We start from the raw sequence: 16,309 nt of genomic DNA on the forward strand, positions 1-16,309 counted from the left end.
AGGGGTTAGCGTTTTTCGATTTTTAATATAGAGGGGGATAAGAATGAAAAAACTGCTGGAAGGTCATCATACTCGTCTGACACGTTTTCAACCGGAAGATACCGAAGTGATGCAACGATTGCTTGACGATGCGACATTCGCCCGTCATTTTAGTGCAACGCCATATCGTCATTTATCCATGGATAAGATTGAAAAGATGATGGCGACGGATGCACCGGAGACGTTTCGATTTGCGATCCGGAACTTTGAAGATGAACGGATGATTGGAGTCGTTGCATTAGAAGATATTTTACCGACACACGGAACGGCGTGGTTGATGATCGGCATCGATCCGGATTGTGAAGGGCAAGGGTATGCGACGGATGCGCTACAGACGATCCTCGAATACGCCTTCTTGGAGCTGAATCTGTACCGGATTCAATTGACGGTCTTTGATTATAATTTGCGTGCAATTAAATTATACGAGCGACTTGGGTTCGTGCAGGAAGGAAGATACCGTGCTTTTTTACGACGAGACGGAGAGCGGCATGACATGTTACTGTATGGATTACTTGAACCAGAATGGAGGGGTCGACAATGATTCAAGAAACGGAAGCGTTCGTCCGGTCGTTTCATGCGACGGACTTTTCAGGTCATGATTATGCTCACATTGAACGAGTTCGCCGTTTAGCGTTACATATTGCAAAACAGGAAGGCGGGAATACCCGGATCATCGAATTAGCAGCCTTACTTCATGACGTAGCAGATAGCAAACTCGGGGGAACGGCAGAGACGGTCGCCACCTTTTTGCAAGGAAAGGTGACAGAGGAGGAACAGGAACAGATTTTAAACATTATCACGAGCCTGTCCTATAAAGATGGCACACGTCCTCCAATGCGAACGATCGAAGGACAAGTCGTCCAAGACGCCGACCGTCTCGATGCGATCGGCGCAATCGGGATTGCGCGAACGTTTCAGTTCGCTGGTCGGTTCGGGGAGCCAATGCATGTGCCAGGACTAACAGCACGAAAGCCGGGTGATCGAACAGGCGAGACAAGTGCCCTGAATCATTTTGAAGAAAAGTTATTCCGACTAAAAGATTTAATGAATACGAAGACGGCCCATCATTTAGCGGAGGAACGGCATCGCTACATGGAAGAGTTCGTGGCTCGTTTTAAGGAGGAATGGGAGGGGGTTACGGGAGGAACAGGTGAGTTTTAAATTGTTTAACACATAAGGCGTGTTGTCCGGTTCGTTTTCCAGACAACACGCCTTATGTTGTATTTAACTAAGGATGATGGCAGTAATTAACCCAAGTGCTGCGAACAGACCAACGATCGCACCGCCTTCCTCGTGAGCTTCCGGCATCATCGTCGAAGCGAGCATCGCGATGATCCCACCACTTGCGAAGCCGCCGATCATGGCGAACTGCATGTCTGGTAGTTCTGCGAGAACCGTATAGCCGGCGAGTGAGGCGAGGGCAGAGATCAACCAGACGACTCCCCACATCAGCAAGACTTTTTTCTTCGAAAAGCCATCTTTTCGTAACCCCGTCGTACTCGATAAACCTTCCGGGATGTTACTGACGAAAATTGCCGCGACGAGTGCCGCGCTGACATTTCCAGATAACAGACTGGCACCGATCATGATCGATTCCGGGATGGCATCAAGAATCGTCCCAAAGAAAATCGCCGTCCCCGTGCCTTCATTCCCACCAGACGAGCGTTTCCGTTTACTCGCACCGCGTGACGAGACGAACAAGTCAAAGCCCGTAAAGACAAGTGCCCCGACGATAAAGGAAATCGCGACGACGAACGTTGTTGATTTCTTTAATGCCTCATCGAGCAACTCAAATGTCGCTGCTCCAATCAAGATTCCTGTTCCAAACGACATGATGTAACCGATTAGTCGTTGTTTTAAGGGTAAGTACAGTCCAAACAAGGCGCCAATGACAACGGCGCCACCTGCTAACGCACCCCAACCGAACGCACCCCACATATGATCGCCTCCTTCTTGTACTTTCTACCTGTTCTATATAATTCATAAACATAACGAAAAGAAAGAAAAATAGTTCGAGACGAATGTAAGGGGCTGACTCCAAAAAAGAATGCCGCGTTTTTTCACGCTCTTTCCTCAGGCGAGACACAAGCTAGTTTTCCTGCTTCATTCAAGCAGGAAAGCAGATCTTGTTCGTCTCTGACAGCGCAAAAATGCGCTTTTTCCTGTAGGAGTGGCGTGAAACGCGTCATTCTTATCTTTGTGGAGAACGACTTCTTAAGTGATTAAATCTCAATCATCAGAATGGTTGTTTATTTAACCAATGACCACCGTCAAGAGCGATGCATTCTCCGTTCAAGTAGCGGGCTTGATCTGATACCATCCAGGTTGCGAGCGTCGCGATCTCTTCCGGTGTTCCGAATCGACCGAGTGGGACGTTGCGGCGAATTCGTTCCGCGTGTTCTGGTGATAAAGCGAGTTTATCGGCACCACCCGTTCGTTCGATCGGTCCCGGACTGATCGCGTTGACACGGGCTTGATATTTATAGCCCCATTCGACGGCAAGCGTCCGCGTCAAGTTCAGCACGCCGGCTTTTGCAGCAGCACTCGGAGCGACACCAGCGCCGGCCTGCCATGCATAAGAAGCGACGATATTGACGATTTGACCGCCAGCGACTTGATCTTCCTGCCAACCCTTGACAAGAGCGTGACAGCAGTTAAATGTCCCGTTGAGGACGATATCGATGACCGTCTTCCATCCATTCGGCGATAATTCGTCGGTCGGACAGATGAAGTTCCCGGCAGCATTGTTGATCAATGCCTCGAGACGACCGAACCGTTCGCGTGCTTGCTTGACAGCAGCAAGACAAGCGTCCGCGTCACGGACATCCATCTGAATCGTCAGATGCTCGCCTTGAATCTGTTCCAATGCTTCATCCATCAGTCGCAAGCGTTCTGCGTCACGTCCTGTGACGACGACATTCCAGCCAGCTTCCTTTAAGGCGAGCGCCATCGCTTTCCCCATTCCGTTCGTTCCACCCGTCACCATGATCGTTTGTGTCATATTGCTTCCTCCTTTATGTAATGAATGAACAGCCATTCATATTCTTTATTCAAAAAAGAAGGAGCGAACTCCTTCTTTTTTTACTTATTGTGTTGCAAGAGCTGTATCTGTTAAAACAGGAACGACTTGTTTCTTACGTGAAACGACACCTTCGAGGTAGACGAGGTTGTTCGTCGCTTCAAGACCATAAGCACGTTCGACGAGATTCGCTTCTTTCCCGAGGACGAGTCCGACTGAGTTGTTCGTCAAGATATCCGTGACGATAAAGACGAACAAATCAAGACCTTTTGCAAGGATGACTTCGTTGATCGCTGTTTCGAGTTCTTCTTGGCGAAGCAAGACTTCAGCTGTATCGACCGTGTTGACTTGAGCGATTTCGACTTTGAGTGTTCCCATCGTGAATTCTTTTGCGTCAAGTGCGATCAATTCAGGAACAGTTTTCTTCGAGAGATCAGCTCCAGCTTTGAGCATCTCAAGACCGTAGACGTTCGCATCGACACCGGCGATTTCTGCGAGTTCACGCGCTGCGATGATATCTTGCTCTGTGCAAGTCGGTGATTTGAACAGAAGCGAGTCAGAAATGATCGCTGATAGCATCAGACCAGCGATTTCTGGTTTGATTGCAACACCATGCTCTTTGTAGAGCTTGTTCAGGATCGTTGCTGTACAACCGACTGGTTCTGCCCGGTAATAGACAGGATCCGATGTCTCGAAGTTTGCGATTCGGTGATGGTCGATGACTTCTGTTACGGTAACAGCGTCGATATCGTTCGCACTTTGTTGACGTTCGTTGTGGTCGACTAAGATGACGTGTGACGCTTCTGTCGCGACCTCTGTCACTAGACGTGGTGCTGAAACTTTGAACGTATCGAGCGCGAATAACGTTTCATCATTCATCTCACCGAGGCGGATTGCTTCGGCATTGACACCGAGCGCTTTCTTTAATTCTGCATAAGCGATTGCCGATGTGATCGTATCGGTATCAGGATTTTTATGACCAAATACTAAAACTTTTTCCATGACGTGTTCACTCCTCAATGATTGTTGTCTCGCCCTATAGTGTATCATATCTCGGATTTAGAAAGCGTTCATTTTCACTAGGATACCAGCGATTTTTTCGCTCCAGAAGGGGTCTGACGCGTAAAAGACATTCATTCCTTTTTGTTTGTTCCCGAGGTAAGCCCCGCGGAAATAACGTCCATCCCGATCAAGATAGTCTTTTGCGATGAATCGGCCGGTCTGCTCGATTGAATCCGTCAAGGATTTATAAGCAGTCGCATCTTCTCCCGGGGCAGAATCCGTCGCATTGACGCCGAATAGATTATTTTTTTCGCGGGCAATCTCAGACCGTCCATAGTCGGATTCGTGAATGGCGTGTGCAAGCAGGTAGGCCGCGTTGACCCGGTATTTCTTTTCAACGGATTTAAAGACTTTTCCTTTCCCGACCAAGGGGCTGTCCGGCGCTTGCTCCTTGATGAACGCATCGAGTTGTTTGGCACTCAGGCGCGTCGGTTTCGTCAAATCACGTGTCAGTGTCTTCGATTCGACGTATTTGCTCGTCCGAGACGTCGCGTTCGTCGCTTCACCAGCGACAATCAATCCACCAAGTCCACCGTCAGCAACGATGTAGTGAAGGAGTCGATTTCCCTTCGTCTGATAGTACGACGGATTCGAGACACGTTCTGCTGGGAACGGACGTAAGCGATCCGTTGGGACATAACCAGTTGCGCCTGCGACGCTGATGCGACTCGTCTGTTCACCGAACTGAAGCAATTGGACGCGTGTGCCGGAAGCGACGTAGGTAAGCCGTTTCTTTAAATCGGCGTCATGATGAATCGACAGAATACCGCGATCATCGACGATCCCGGTACCTTGTCCACCGAGATAGACGTAGCGGTCGTCCGATGAACGTTTTACCGCACCACGCTGACCCGCATACTCCTTTGCCTCGGCGAACGTTTGAAAGTCTTGTTCGTTGATTGTACCTTTCTCATAGCGCTCAGCTGTATAAGGAGCCGGTGGGGATAAAACTGTCTTCGGTTCCTCACGAAGCCAAAAGAACAAGAGAATGCCGATGAGGAAAAAGAAGAGTAACCCTTTCAGTGAGCTAGTCCGGCGCACGGGGCGACCAGGACGGATAGTGCGTGTCGTCAAAGAAAATCACGTCCTTTAAAAAGCAATGGACATTCGTGTCCAACGTAGGTAGTCTAACAAAGAAAAACAAAAGGGAGGTGAACCTGATGCAAATCGGTTATCGAACGCTGAAGACAGCGGTCGCTGCCGCGCTCGCGATGTGGATCGCGGAGCGACTCAAGCTCGATTATTACGTCTTCGCTGCGATCATTGCGATCTTGAGTATCCAATCGACACGAAAGAAGACGTTTCGGTCGTCCTACGAACGGATCATGGCGTCATTACTTGCCATCGTACTTGGATTCATTCTGTTCGAAGTCATCGGCTATCGTCCGGTTACGTTATTGATCTATTTCATTTTATTCCTTCCATCCGTTCAACGCCTCCGACTTCAGGACGGTTTCATCACGAGTGTCGTCATACTGACACATTTGTATACGGAACGTCAGCTCAACGCACATATCCTGTTGAACGAATCCTTATTGCTCGGCATTGGTGTCGGTGTCGGAATGCTTGTCAACATGTACATGCCAAGTCTCGATCTATTGATCGACGACCGACGGGAAAAGATTGATCAACGGATCGCGTCCTTATTCTATGAAGTCGCGGCCGCGATCGAGACAGGGCGAGTCAATCATCATGCGTTGACGCTTGACGAGACGGAACGTCTGTTACATGAGGGAAAAGATGCTGCCTTAAAACGGATGGGGAATGCGATCGGTCGACGTAATGATGATGAGGACTATGCCTATTTCCGGATGCGCGAACAACAATTCGAGTTACTGCGCGGTATCGTCCATCATGCCGAGGAACTTGTTCTCGTCGTCGAAGAAGGAAAAAAAGTCGCCGCCTTCTTTCGGACGATTGGCGACAATGTCCGACCTGAAGCCGACGCAATGGTATACATTTTAGAACTAGAAGCGCTATTGACGCGTTTTCGTGCCTCTGCCTTACCCGTCACGCGGGAAGAGTTCGAGGTCCGCTCTGCCTTGTTGCATATGCTGCAGGAAGCAGAGCAATATTTGCGTCTCAAACAACGCTACGTCAATCAAAAGAAATAAAACATCGTTGAAGCGAATGTTCCGAGTAGGAAAATCGCTAAGATTCCGATCGTCGTCCATTTAATGATCCGTTGTTGTTTCGATGGTCTTGCCATATCGTCATGTCCTCCTCTCTCATATCGACTGATTACTGCCATTGTACAAACAACCTTTCAGAAGTGCAAATGGCTGTCAGGATGGTATACTAATAAAGCGCTATTGGATTGAATTATATTAGAGGAGGTTTTTGTCATGGTCAATGAACAACGCGTATTGGATACGTTTTTAGAGCTTGTCCAGATCGATTCGGAATCAAAAGAGGAAGCACGGATTTGTGCTCACTTGAAAAAAACGTTTGAGGATCTCGGATGTGACGTTTTTGAGGATGACGCTTCGTCTAAGACGGAACACAAAGGAAATAACTTGATCGTCACGCTTCCGGCAACAAAAGACGGGGTCGATAAAATTTATTTCACTTCCCATATGGATACAGTATTCCCGGGTCAAGGAATCAAACCAATCATCGAGGACGGTTATGTCAAGACGGACGGCACGACGATTCTTGGAGCAGATGATAAAACGGGACTTGCTTCACTAATTGAACTCGTTCATGTACTCAATGAGACAAAACAACCACACGGAAAAATCCAGTTCGTCATTACAGTCGGTGAAGAATCTGGACTTGTTGGGGCGATGGTCCTTGATTCATCGAAAATTGATGCGGATTACGGTTTCGCACTCGATTCAGACGGAAAAGTAGGGGACATCATCACTGCTGCTCCAACCCAAGCAAAAGTCAATGCGAAGATTTTTGGAAAAACAGCTCACGCTGGTGTTGCACCAGAAAAAGGGGTCTCGGCGATTACGATTGCTTCAAAAGCCATCGCGAAGATGCCACTCGGTCGGATTGATGAAGAGACGACAGCTAACATCGGACGGTTCAGCGGTGGCGGTCCATCAACGAACATCGTTTGTGATTATGTAGAAATTTTCGCGGAAGCACGTTCACTTGTTGCTCCGAAGATGGAAGCGCAGACTGAGAAGATGAAAGCGGCGTTTGAAGAAGCAGCGGCAGAACTCGGTGGTCGTGCCGAAGTGGAGGTCAAAGTCATGTACCCAGGCTTCAAGTTCGAAGATGGAGATCAAGTTGTCGAAGTCGCAAAAGCAGCCATCACACAACTTGGACGTACACCACGTCTCTTGCATTCTGGTGGCGGATCAGATGCCAATGTCATCGCTGGTTTCGGTATTCCAACGGTCAACTTGGCGGTCGGATATGAAGATATCCATACGACGAATGAGAAGATGCCAATCGAAGAACTCGTCAAAACAGCGGAACTTTGTGTGACGTTAGTCGATTACATCACGAACAAATAAGCTGATGGAACACAAAAAGAGTGTATCGCGACATTGCGATACACTCTTTATCATTGTACGATTAAACTACTTGAGGACGATCCACATATTCCATAGACTCTAAAACGAGTTCTTCTGTACATAATAAGGTCGAAGCGATTTCATCGATTTGAATCGACTTTCCGTATTTTTGCCGATAACTTTCGTTTAGTTTACGGGCTTCCCGGACGATCCGGGCATATGTCCGTTCAATTTTAGTCATGGAAAAACCCACCTTCCAAATCTGAATAGGTACAGTTTACCATGCTTCAACAGACGAAAGGTGTATTTTGTGTATAAAAAATGCTAATTTTACGAAAAGGGGAAAAAGATGGAATTTTATTTTTTAGGGACAGGAGCCGGTATGCCGTCAAAACAACGGAACGTTACTTCGATTGCCTTGTTACACCCCAAAATGACTTGGTTGTTCGATTGTGGAGAGGCTACGCAACATCAAATCTTACACAGTCCGATTAAACCACGAAAAGTCAACGCGATCTTCATCACCCATTTACATGGGGATCATATTTTTGGATTACCAGGATTTATCAGTACACGAGCTGCCTTAGAAGGAACGACACCGCTAACGATCTATGGACCGATAGGGATTAAGGAATGGATGGATGCGACATTAAGGATTACAGGAACATATTTACGTTATCCACTCCAGATCGTTGAAGTCGAAGATGGTCAAACATACGAACAAGATGGTTTCCGCGTGACGGTGCGGTCACTTGAGCACCGTTTTCCGGCGTTCGGGTACCGCCTAGAAGGACCAGAAGAGCGTGGGGCATTACGTGTTGATGCACTGAAGGCGCTTGGAGTTCCTTCCGGTCCACTCTATCGCCGAATCACACTGGAAGAAACCTTTGAATTCGATGGCACGGTCTACGCATCGTCTGACTTTTTAGAATCTCCCAAACCAGGTGTCAAGCTAGCGGTTCTTGGCGATACGATGCCGTGCGCGGCGTCGATAGAACTCGCGCGAGATGTCGATGTATTAGTCCATGAAGCGACGTTTGCCGATCGAGAAGTCGAACATGCGGGACGCTTCGGTCACTCGACCGCTCGACAGGCAGCTGTCATCGCGGATACGGCGCAGGTAAAAAAGCTCCTCTTGACGCACGTATCTGCGCGTTATGTCGATCAAGAAGAAGTACTGGAACAAGAGGCACGAGAAGTATTTGCAAACAGCCATCTTATGTTTGATCACCGGGTCGTTCCGGTCAAAGGGTAAAAGATGGACTTTCTCATTTTATGGGCACTCTTTTTACTGGCTGCTAGTGGCTTAGCGTTTTTACTTGAACGGCGAACGGAAAAAGAAACATACTTGTATATGAAGTTCATTTTTTATGCGTGTCTCGGCGCCGTGTCGTTTCCAGTCTATGATATTCAATTACCGCTCGGCATCATCATCTTTTTGATCGTGTTGCATCCGAAAAAGAATTCACGTTATAAACGATACATGGCATTATTCGGGTTCTTGTTCTTCCTGTTTCAACTTTTCCTCGGACCGTTTGATGCCGGAACGTTGCGGGAAGAAACTCAACAGATTGGTCGCGTGACCATCACGGATGATTCGTTCGATAGCTTTCTCGCACAAGTCGAACGCCGTGTAGGAGAAGACGGATTACGGTTGGAACAAAGCCAGCTAATGTTCGATCGAGGCGGGAATCTACGGAATGCTTCGTTTGAGATGCTCGTCCAAACTCCGAAACGGTTCATTCGTTATGATGTCAGTTATCAAGAGTTGACCGGAACGATTTCCTATCGACCACGTGAAGAGTTGGCAACGAAATCATTGATATCGTATTATCAAAAACTGATTGATGCGAACCAATCGTTTGAGACGTTACGAAAACTCTCGATGCATGAGATTTTACATGATTCCAAAACTCCCTATGTCGAGATGGATCTCGATGGGCTCTACGAAACGTTTAGTCTGCAGGATGCGACAGTATTTTTGATTGATGACAAAGGAAAACTTATTCCGTATGTTAATACAGGGGACGATGTCTTAGCGAATGCGATTCGCCTGACCTATCTGCGGTCTGACGGTCAATCATTACGAGACAAAACTATTCTGTTATACAATTACAGCTTTGAGACCTCAAGGCGAAAAGGAGTCGTACGATGAAAAAATGGTTATTTGCTGCAAGTATCGTGTTACTTGCCGGTTGCGCAGAAGCAAAAGAGGAACAACAAACAGCGTCTTGTGAGACCGAAGTCAAGGTGTCGGTCGTGGATCACGTCAAGGATAAGACATTATTCGATAAAGACGTGTGTTTAAATAAAAAAGATACAGCACTGGATGCGCTTGAAGATACAACGCTTGATGTCGTTAAAACAGGTAAAGGTGAGATGGCATATGTAACGGCAGTCGATGGGATTCGTGAAAAGTCAGCTGGAGCAGGGAGTGGCTGGGTCTTCGGTGTCAACGGAAAACCCGGGGAAGTCGGTGCCGGGAGTTATGAACTGAAAAAAGGAGACCGTCTCGAATGGCGGTTTGAAAAAGATGCAATGGCTTATTTTGAGTAAACCAGAACGGGAGCGACTTCACCCAGTGAACGTCGCTCTCTTTTTCATCGGGATGATTACGATTCCATTCGTCCTCACACACGATCAAACGATCATCATGGTCTATCATCTACTCTTGTTCTTATTCGTTCAAGAGCGGACTATTTTTCGATATCTCTTACTTCCTGCTCTCTATGCCGTCATGATGTGTGTACCACTCCTATATGGAGCAAGCATTGATTCGTTTGCCATATATGAAACGACGATCCAGGTGACATTATTCGTCACCTCAAGTCAATGGATCTTCACGTTAGTTCGACTTGATCAGATGGGACCGTTGTTTCGTTTCCTACCCCGACTAACACGATTGACGGGTATGGTCCTGGCACTAATCCCCTCGTTTTTACGGACTTGGCCGGAGGTTAAGATGAGTCATCCTGATGCGTCGCTTGGCATTCGTCTGGAACGGATGGCGACCTATCATATCGTACCGATTGAAGCGGTGCCGTCTCGCTTAAGACCGATCACGCGACGTGATGTTCAGATTGGCTTATTACTTGCGACAGGATTGGCTCTTTGCCTGACACCATGGGCAATCATTCCGGCCATGATTTTGCCTATAGCGCTATTATTTACAAAAGGAGGAATCCGGGATGCCTACCATGTATACCGACACCGATCGCGAAGAGCGACTGCGACATCAGGCAATCGAACATGATCAATCGGTCTTGACACCAGAGCGCCTCCTACATGGACGTGTCCGGGACCTGCTTGCGACCGTCTCCTTGTTTCGAGCCGGAGAACTCGCGACCTTACTTGGCTTAGAAGCCTTTTTTGAAGCGGAGTCGAGTGAACTTTCGGCTGGGGAACAACAGCTCGTCGGACTCGGTCATGCGTTGTCTTCGTCACCAAAGAGCTTGTTCTTGTCGGAACCGTTTCTCTTTCTTGATCATGTCAGACGCAAGCGATTAATGGGATTGCTTGAAGAAATCGAACGACGGTTTGGTTGTCAGATCCATTGCTCGATGACGATCCAATCCGACCTCTCGCTGACAAGTGAATCGGCTGAAACAACTGGACGTTTCCTGAACCAAATCGAAAACGTTCAACATCGTTATCCGTTGCAGACACGCTATGCACTGGTGACAGGGAAATTGTCATTTCATCAAGGCGAACGGATTGCGATCGTCGGTGCGAATGGGAGTGGAAAGTCGACGCTCCTACGTCTCGCACTCGGTGTCGAGCGCCCGCTTTACGGAAAAGTTCGGCGGGCGGGAGAGATGCATTATATACCAGCGCATCCGATGCTTGCGCCATTAGACGATCGAAGCGGTAGTTTTACGACGCAAAAAAAACGTCTCTTGGACGGTATCGAATGGAGTAAAGACAGCTATTACTTTGATGAACCGACGGCTGGACTTGATGACAGCGCGCGAATGGCTTTTGTCGCATCGTGGAAGCAGAATCCGACGAATCTGATCGTCATGGCGACGCATGATCCAGTTCTAATTCGGGCAGCACAGCGGATCATCTATCTGGTGCACGGAGAAGTGGCTTTCGATGGACCGACGAAGCACTTTTTACAAGAAAGTCGGTTGTTCGTATGATCGTCGTAACGGTTCTGATCGTCTGTCTGTTTTTAGTCATGTTCGAGAGACTTCAGGTGACAGATCAACGATTACGGTTCATCGCTATCATGACGGCAGCGGCAATCGTTGGACGTTTGTTGTTTTCCAGTTTGCCGAACATTCAGCCGGCAACGGCCATCGTCTTATTAGTAGCCGTCTTCGTTCATCCAATCGCCGGTGCTATCTCTGGGATGCTCGTCGTCGTATTGACGAGTTTATTTTTAGGAAGCGGTCCGTTCGTCCTATTTCAGGCACTGGCGTATGCAACGATTGCCAGTCTAGGATTCATTCCGTTTCTTCGATCCCGAATTGTATTGACCGGATATGGTTTTTTTGCTGGCTTTTTATATGGATGGGTGAGCAATCTCGGTTTCTTGGTATTAACCGGGTTCTCGTGGCAAGCCTTTTTGACATTACTTGTGACCGGGGGAACGTTTGACTTACTTCATGGATTCAGTAACGCGGTATTCATCTGGATATTGTTTCCGATTTTTTTACGAATTTTGCATTCATTCGATGAAAAGAGGGGTACAGAATAGTAACATACCGAACAGGAGGGAAGGCATATGCTGGGATCATCGATTTCGCTTGCTTATGTCGTCATGTTACTCATCGTCTCGAGCGTAGGCTTAGTGTTTGGTAGTATTTTGTTGATGAAAGGTACCATTAGAGGACGCTACGCCGCTTGTTACTTACTCGCTGCCTCCGTTTTCCCGGGCGCCATGTTGATTACCTCATCAGAAGGATTACAATGGCAATATTTACGATTCGAGAGTTCATGGTTCCTCGCGATTGTTTCCTGGTTACTCGTCTTATCGACGGGGTACCTCGTCTCAATCACGGGTGCGCTCGTTGTTCGTTATCTGTATCATTATACGATGGCATTTGATCGCTTCAAACGTTATGTGACGCGGCGTTTTCGTCATCATGAAGCGTAAATACAAATGGGGCTGACTCAAAAAAGAATGATGCGTCTTTTCACGCCCTTTCCTCAGGCGAGACACAGGCCAGTTTTCCTGCTTTATTCAAGCAGGAAAGCGGGTCTTGCTTGTCTCTGACAGCGCATAATGCGCTTTTTCCTGTAGGAGTGGCGTGTGACGCATCATTCTTTTGTTAAAAGATAAGGGTGGCAGATCATCATTCTGCCACCCTTATCTTTGTAGAGACTGACTTTTGAATCAGTCTCATTTTTTAGGAATTGGCGTACAGGAGTTCTTCTTCTGTCGACGATTCTTGCTGGCGAGCAGGATCTTGAATTCGACCTGTCACTTCGGTCAGGAGACGGCGTGGCAAGAGACGGGACAAGGAAACCATGGCCCGGTTGCTTACACCTGGAACGACGACGCGGCGTCCTTTGAGCATGCCACGGTACCCAGCGAATGCGACGAGGTGTGACGGCATACTCTTGAACGGTAGCGTGATGTTCGCCCGGTCGAAGAAGTTCGTATCGGTCGGTCCTGGGCAGAGACAAGTCACACTAACACCCGAGCCGTCGACTTCTGTCGCAAGTGCTTCCGAGAACGACAGGACATAGGCTTTCGTTGCATAGTAGACACTCATGTATGGTCCTGGCATGAAGGCAGCAACCGACGCGACATTCAAGATGCGTCCGAAGCCACGTTCAACCATTCCTGGTAAGAGACGTTTCGTCAAATCCGTCAAGGCGACGACGTTGACCTGGATCGAGTTAATGTCTTCTGTTGGATCGATTTCCGCAAAGCGTCCCGACGTGGCGAAGCCGGCATTATTGAACAATAGATCGACCGTCAATTCTTGTTCCTCTAAGTATTGCACGAGACGATCAACGCTGTCGCTTAGTGATAAATCAGCAGCGAATACATAGACTTTGATCTGATAGCGTTTTTCAAGGACCTGTTGAAGCTCCTTCAATTTTTTCTCATTGCGGGCAACGAGTACACAATCGAAGCCATCTCGCGCCGCAAGAACAGCGAGATCCAGTCCGATTCCACCCGATGCACCGGTAATCAGTGCCGTTTTTCGTAACATAGGACATTCCTCCATTCGAAATCGTGAATCTGAGTCTAGTGTATACCATTCCATACCGTTCCCGCGAATCCTGTTTCATAAGCATTTACTTTTCTTATCACTGGTTCAACCAGTATGATAGAACAGTAGAGGGGAAGTGGAACAGATGAGGAAAAAAGTAACCGTCGCCTTGTTGCTCGCGACGTTTTTAGCCGCGATTGAGGGGACGATCGTTGCAACAGCAACACCTGTCATGGCGAGTGAATTGAATGGGGCGAAATTAGTCAGTTGGATCTTTGCCGGGTTCTTGTTGTTCATGGCGGTATCAACACCGATTTACGGAAAGATGGCAGATTTATATGGTCGAAAACGGGTTCTGTTATTCGGGATCGGCGTCTTCACCGTCGCTTCGTTAGCCTGTGGACTCGCTCAATCGATGGAGATGTTGATCGTTTTCCGCGCCGTCCAAGGTATCGGGGCAGGAGCTGTATTACCGATCGCAATGACGATCATCGGTGATTTGTATACATATGAGGAACGAGGGAAAATCCAAGGAGTGCTCAGTGCCGTGTGGGGGATTTCGGGTGTCGCTGGACCACTCGTCGGTGGATTCCTCGTCGAATCGCTTTCGTGGCGGTATATTTTCTTACTAAACGTACCGTTTGCCTTATTATCGTTTTTCATGATCGTCGTTTACTACAAAGAGACGGTCAGGGAAACGGAGCGGAAAATCGATTACCGGGGTGCCTTATTGTTTGCGCTCGGGATGAGTGCGTTTCTGTACGGTTTATTGTCGGGGAGTGAGTCGGAGACGTTCTTGCGGCCGATCATTCTAGCGAGCTTTTTCATTAGTTTCGTATTATTGTTCACGTTTTATCGGGTCGAGAAAAAGGCGAGCGATCCACTCTTGCCACCAGCAGTCATTCGCCATCCGGTCATTCTCGTGATCAACTTAGCGGTCTTCTTTTCCGCCTGGGTGCTCGTCTCGATGTCAGCGTATATTCCGATTTTTGCCCAAGGGGTACTCGGGAAGAGTCCGACCGAAGCTGGTTTCATGTTGATGCCACTGTCGCTTTTTTGGACGCTGACCGCCATTATCGGTGGACGGACGATTGGTGTCGCCTCACCCCGGTATCGGACGATGACAGGAATGGGACTGCTGATCGTCGGTACAGTGATTTTATCGTTGATCACGCGCGAATCAAGTGATGTTTTCATCTATCTTGCCGTTTCGCTGATCGGAATTGGTTTTGGTCTCTCACAACCTGTCTTCATGGTCGTCCTGCAGACTTCCGTCGATTGGTCACTTCGTGGCTCAGCGACGGCCGTCAACTCGTTCTTGAGTACGACGGGACAGACGCTCGGTGTTGCGATCTTCGGTACGATCTTCAACCTATCCATCCTTCGTTCGTTTTCAGCGTCGGACACGCTCTCAGGGTACGCGATTGATCCATTTTTCCAATCGAGTACGGCAAAAACGTTCGGACAGGATGTGCAGTATGCGGCAGAAATCGCGTTATCACATGGATTACGTTACGTATTCATCGGTGGCGTTCTTTGTGCGATTCTTGCGTTCGCGATGACATGGCGTTTACCGAAAGTTCGACCTGACGATCCACGATCGTAATGAAAAAGCGAACCAGGATGATGATCATCCTGGTTCGCTTTTGTCATTAAGAAGATTGACTAGTGGCACTCTCACGCTGGGCGAGTTGTTCGCGAATATCGCGTTCGTTGCGTCGGAGGAACAATCCGATTCCGATCAATAGTAAAGCGGCACCGGTGATTTGAATCCATGTCAGCTTCTCATCGAACAGATAGTATCCGAAGATCATCCCCCAAACCGCTTCACCAAGAATCGTGATACTGACGATGCTGGCGCTGACACGAGCGAGCGCCCAGTTGAATAAATTGTGACCGAGTAACGTCGGGAAGACGGCGAGAAGAATATACAGCCACCAATCCTGTTGGAACGCAGCGACGAGGTTCGTTGATTGAATCAACGATAACAAAAGCAAGGCGAGCGACGCGACAGCGTAGACACCGAACGAATAGAGGTTCGTCGAGACGCTTGTGCGGACGTGTTGACCGAGCAACCAGTAACCAGCGACTAAAATCGTTGCGAGCAAGGCAAGACCGTCCCCGATCAAGGCGCGCATGCCGACAGCGATATCTCCATAAGCGACGAGACCGCCACCAAATAAGGCGACAGCGACGAACAGGAGTGCTTTGCGCGACGGGTGTTGTTTGAAGAATAACGCGTTACCGGCCAGGACAAAAATCGGACTCGCGGTCACGAAGAGCGTCGAGCTCGCAACTGTCGTATAATCAAGAGAGAGGAACCACAGCCAAAAATGCCCGGCGAGCAAAACGCCACTTAATAGCATATGCCGGATCGTTGACGAACTGAGTTGCAACAGTTCCTTCAATCGAATGAGTGGGAGCAACAACAAGGTCGAAAACAACATGCGGTAAAAGGCGACAGCCTCGATCGGTGTCTCCGCCCACTTGACGAAGATTGCTGATGTTGAAATAAAGAATAAAGCCATGAATAACGTAAAATAGGGCAT

19 protein-coding genes are annotated in these 16,309 nt (G+C 48.3%); 12 read left to right on the top strand and 7 right to left on the bottom strand.

What is annotated here, in order from left to right; translation table 11 throughout:
• Positions 1-43 precede the first annotated feature (43 nt).
• The gene (locus HZS85_RS08830; RefSeq protein ID WP_035409031.1) at positions 44-580 is read left to right on the top strand and encodes a GNAT family N-acetyltransferase; all 537 of its coding nucleotides are present in this window, start codon (positions 44-46) and stop codon (positions 578-580) included.
• Positions 562-1,200 carry an HD domain-containing protein gene (locus HZS85_RS08835; protein WP_214855144.1) on the top strand — a complete coding sequence of 213 codons (639 nt, stop codon included), beginning with the start codon at positions 562-564 and terminating at the stop codon, positions 1,198-1,200. Before HZS85_RS08830 ends, HZS85_RS08835 begins: the two co-directional genes overlap by 19 nt.
• 63 nt (positions 1,201-1,263) lie before the next feature.
• On the opposite strand, the gene HZS85_RS08840 is transcribed toward HZS85_RS08835, so the two are convergent.
• From HZS85_RS08840 to HZS85_RS08855, 4 genes are all read right to left on the bottom strand, one after another.
• Positions 1,264-1,977 carry a ZIP family metal transporter gene (locus tag HZS85_RS08840; RefSeq protein ID WP_035409029.1) on the bottom strand — a complete coding sequence of 238 codons (714 nt, stop codon included), beginning with the start codon at positions 1,975-1,977 and terminating at the stop codon, positions 1,264-1,266.
• Positions 1,978-2,275: 298 nt separating this feature from the next.
• A complete protein-coding gene (gene fadH, locus HZS85_RS08845) occupies positions 2,276-3,040 on the bottom strand; it encodes a 2,4-dienoyl-CoA reductase (RefSeq protein ID WP_214855146.1) in 765 nt (254 codons plus the stop codon).
• 84 nt (positions 3,041-3,124) lie between these two features.
• Positions 3,125-4,060, bottom strand: coding sequence for a manganese-dependent inorganic pyrophosphatase (locus HZS85_RS08850; RefSeq protein WP_087679899.1), 936 nt, complete (start codon positions 4,058-4,060; stop codon positions 3,125-3,127).
• A gap of 57 nt (positions 4,061-4,117) precedes the next feature.
• Positions 4,118-5,194: an N-acetylglucosaminidase gene (locus tag HZS85_RS08855; protein ID WP_214855148.1), complete on the bottom strand. Its 1,077-nt coding sequence runs from the start codon at positions 5,192-5,194 to the stop codon at positions 4,118-4,120.
• An 86-nt stretch (positions 5,195-5,280) separates the two neighbouring features.
• On the opposite strand from HZS85_RS08855, the gene HZS85_RS08860 reads away from it, so the two are divergent.
• Positions 5,281-6,234: an aromatic acid exporter family protein gene (locus tag HZS85_RS08860; protein WP_035409021.1), complete on the top strand. Its 954-nt coding sequence runs from the start codon at positions 5,281-5,283 to the stop codon at positions 6,232-6,234.
• Between the two features lie 231 nt (positions 6,235-6,465).
• Entirely contained in the window at positions 6,466-7,590 is a 1,125-nt protein-coding gene (locus HZS85_RS08865) for a M20/M25/M40 family metallo-hydrolase (protein ID WP_056060303.1), read from the top strand.
• Positions 7,591-7,651: 61 nt separating this feature from the next.
• Here the strand turns inward: HZS85_RS08865 and HZS85_RS08870 are convergent, their stop codons facing one another.
• Positions 7,652-7,831 carry a hypothetical protein gene (locus HZS85_RS08870; RefSeq protein ID WP_023467629.1) on the bottom strand — a complete coding sequence of 60 codons (180 nt, stop codon included), beginning with the start codon at positions 7,829-7,831 and terminating at the stop codon, positions 7,652-7,654.
• Between the two features lie 108 nt (positions 7,832-7,939).
• Here HZS85_RS08870 and rnz point away from each other — a divergent pair, with 108 nt between their 5' ends.
• The 7 genes from rnz to HZS85_RS08905 are packed head-to-tail and all read left to right on the top strand — an operon-like array spanning position 7,940 to position 12,691.
• Positions 7,940-8,845: a ribonuclease Z gene (gene rnz / locus HZS85_RS08875; RefSeq protein ID WP_214855150.1), complete on the top strand. Its 906-nt coding sequence runs from the start codon at positions 7,940-7,942 to the stop codon at positions 8,843-8,845.
• A gap of 3 nt (positions 8,846-8,848) precedes the next feature.
• Entirely contained in the window at positions 8,849-9,745 is an 897-nt protein-coding gene (locus tag HZS85_RS08880) for a hypothetical protein (RefSeq protein ID WP_214855152.1), read from the top strand.
• Positions 9,742-10,146, top strand: coding sequence for a DUF4430 domain-containing protein (locus tag HZS85_RS08885; RefSeq protein ID WP_035409014.1), 405 nt, complete (start codon positions 9,742-9,744; stop codon positions 10,144-10,146). Before HZS85_RS08880 ends, HZS85_RS08885 begins: the two co-directional genes overlap by 4 nt.
• A complete protein-coding gene (locus HZS85_RS08890; RefSeq protein ID WP_214855154.1) occupies positions 10,124-10,843 on the top strand; it encodes a hypothetical protein in 720 nt (239 codons plus the stop codon). Before HZS85_RS08885 ends, HZS85_RS08890 begins: the two co-directional genes overlap by 23 nt.
• On the top strand, positions 10,779-11,732 hold the full coding sequence (locus HZS85_RS08895) for an ATP-binding cassette domain-containing protein (protein ID WP_251137906.1): 954 nt from the start codon (positions 10,779-10,781) through the stop codon (positions 11,730-11,732). Before HZS85_RS08890 ends, HZS85_RS08895 begins: the two co-directional genes overlap by 65 nt.
• A complete protein-coding gene (locus HZS85_RS08900; RefSeq protein WP_214855155.1) occupies positions 11,729-12,292 on the top strand; it encodes an ECF transporter S component in 564 nt (187 codons plus the stop codon). Before HZS85_RS08895 ends, HZS85_RS08900 begins: the two co-directional genes overlap by 4 nt.
• A gap of 27 nt (positions 12,293-12,319) precedes the next feature.
• Positions 12,320-12,691, top strand: a complete 372-nt coding sequence (locus tag HZS85_RS08905; protein WP_214855157.1) for a hypothetical protein — start codon at positions 12,320-12,322, stop codon at positions 12,689-12,691.
• Between the two features lie 253 nt (positions 12,692-12,944).
• On the opposite strand, the gene HZS85_RS08910 is transcribed toward HZS85_RS08905, so the two are convergent.
• Positions 12,945-13,760 carry an SDR family NAD(P)-dependent oxidoreductase gene (locus tag HZS85_RS08910; RefSeq protein WP_214855159.1) on the bottom strand — a complete coding sequence of 272 codons (816 nt, stop codon included), beginning with the start codon at positions 13,758-13,760 and terminating at the stop codon, positions 12,945-12,947.
• Positions 13,761-13,905: 145 nt separating this feature from the next.
• On the opposite strand from HZS85_RS08910, the gene HZS85_RS08915 reads away from it, so the two are divergent.
• Positions 13,906-15,366, top strand: a complete 1,461-nt coding sequence (locus HZS85_RS08915; RefSeq protein WP_058712922.1) for an MDR family MFS transporter — start codon at positions 13,906-13,908, stop codon at positions 15,364-15,366.
• A gap of 46 nt (positions 15,367-15,412) precedes the next feature.
• On the opposite strand, the gene HZS85_RS08920 is transcribed toward HZS85_RS08915, so the two are convergent.
• Positions 15,413-16,309: a DMT family transporter gene (locus tag HZS85_RS08920; RefSeq protein WP_214855161.1), complete on the bottom strand. Its 897-nt coding sequence runs from the start codon at positions 16,307-16,309 to the stop codon at positions 15,413-15,415.

Source organism: Exiguobacterium sp. s130 (genome assembly GCF_018619055.1).
Taxonomy (GTDB): Bacteria; Bacillota; Bacilli; order Exiguobacteriales; family Exiguobacteriaceae; genus Exiguobacterium_A.

Bases quoted from the DNA above. Each gene is read 5' to 3' on its own strand.
- HZS85_RS08835 (WP_214855144.1), top strand. From the start codon at position 562: ATGGAGGGGTCGACAATGATTCAAGAAACGGAAGCGTTCGTCCGGTCG.
- HZS85_RS08885 (WP_035409014.1), top strand. From the start codon at position 9,742: ATGAAAAAATGGTTATTTGCTGCAAGTATCGTGTTACTTGCCGGTTGC.
- HZS85_RS08860 (WP_035409021.1), top strand. From the start codon at position 5,281: ATGCAAATCGGTTATCGAACGCTGAAGACAGCGGTCGCTGCCGCGCTC.
- HZS85_RS08905 (WP_214855157.1), top strand. From the start codon at position 12,320: ATGCTGGGATCATCGATTTCGCTTGCTTATGTCGTCATGTTACTCATC.
- HZS85_RS08890 (WP_214855154.1), top strand. From the start codon at position 10,124: ATGCAATGGCTTATTTTGAGTAAACCAGAACGGGAGCGACTTCACCCA.
- HZS85_RS08830 (WP_035409031.1), top strand. From the start codon at position 44: ATGAAAAAACTGCTGGAAGGTCATCATACTCGTCTGACACGTTTTCAA.
- HZS85_RS08915 (WP_058712922.1), top strand. From the start codon at position 13,906: ATGAGGAAAAAAGTAACCGTCGCCTTGTTGCTCGCGACGTTTTTAGCC.
- HZS85_RS08840 (WP_035409029.1), bottom strand. From the start codon at position 1,977: ATGTGGGGTGCGTTCGGTTGGGGTGCGTTAGCAGGTGGCGCCGTTGTC.
- HZS85_RS08900 (WP_214855155.1), top strand. From the start codon at position 11,729: ATGATCGTCGTAACGGTTCTGATCGTCTGTCTGTTTTTAGTCATGTTC.
- HZS85_RS08880 (WP_214855152.1), top strand. From the start codon at position 8,849: ATGGACTTTCTCATTTTATGGGCACTCTTTTTACTGGCTGCTAGTGGC.
- HZS85_RS08850 (WP_087679899.1), bottom strand. From the start codon at position 4,060: ATGGAAAAAGTTTTAGTATTTGGTCATAAAAATCCTGATACCGATACG.
- rnz (WP_214855150.1), top strand. From the start codon at position 7,940: ATGGAATTTTATTTTTTAGGGACAGGAGCCGGTATGCCGTCAAAACAA.
- fadH (WP_214855146.1), bottom strand. From the start codon at position 3,040: ATGACACAAACGATCATGGTGACGGGTGGAACGAACGGAATGGGGAAA.
- HZS85_RS08870 (WP_023467629.1), bottom strand. From the start codon at position 7,831: ATGACTAAAATTGAACGGACATATGCCCGGATCGTCCGGGAAGCCCGT.
- HZS85_RS08895 (WP_251137906.1), top strand. From the start codon at position 10,779: ATGCCTACCATGTATACCGACACCGATCGCGAAGAGCGACTGCGACAT.
- HZS85_RS08910 (WP_214855159.1), bottom strand. From the start codon at position 13,760: ATGTTACGAAAAACGGCACTGATTACCGGTGCATCGGGTGGAATCGGA.
- HZS85_RS08920 (WP_214855161.1), bottom strand. From the start codon at position 16,309: ATGCCCTATTTTACGTTATTCATGGCTTTATTCTTTATTTCAACATCA.
- HZS85_RS08865 (WP_056060303.1), top strand. From the start codon at position 6,466: ATGGTCAATGAACAACGCGTATTGGATACGTTTTTAGAGCTTGTCCAG.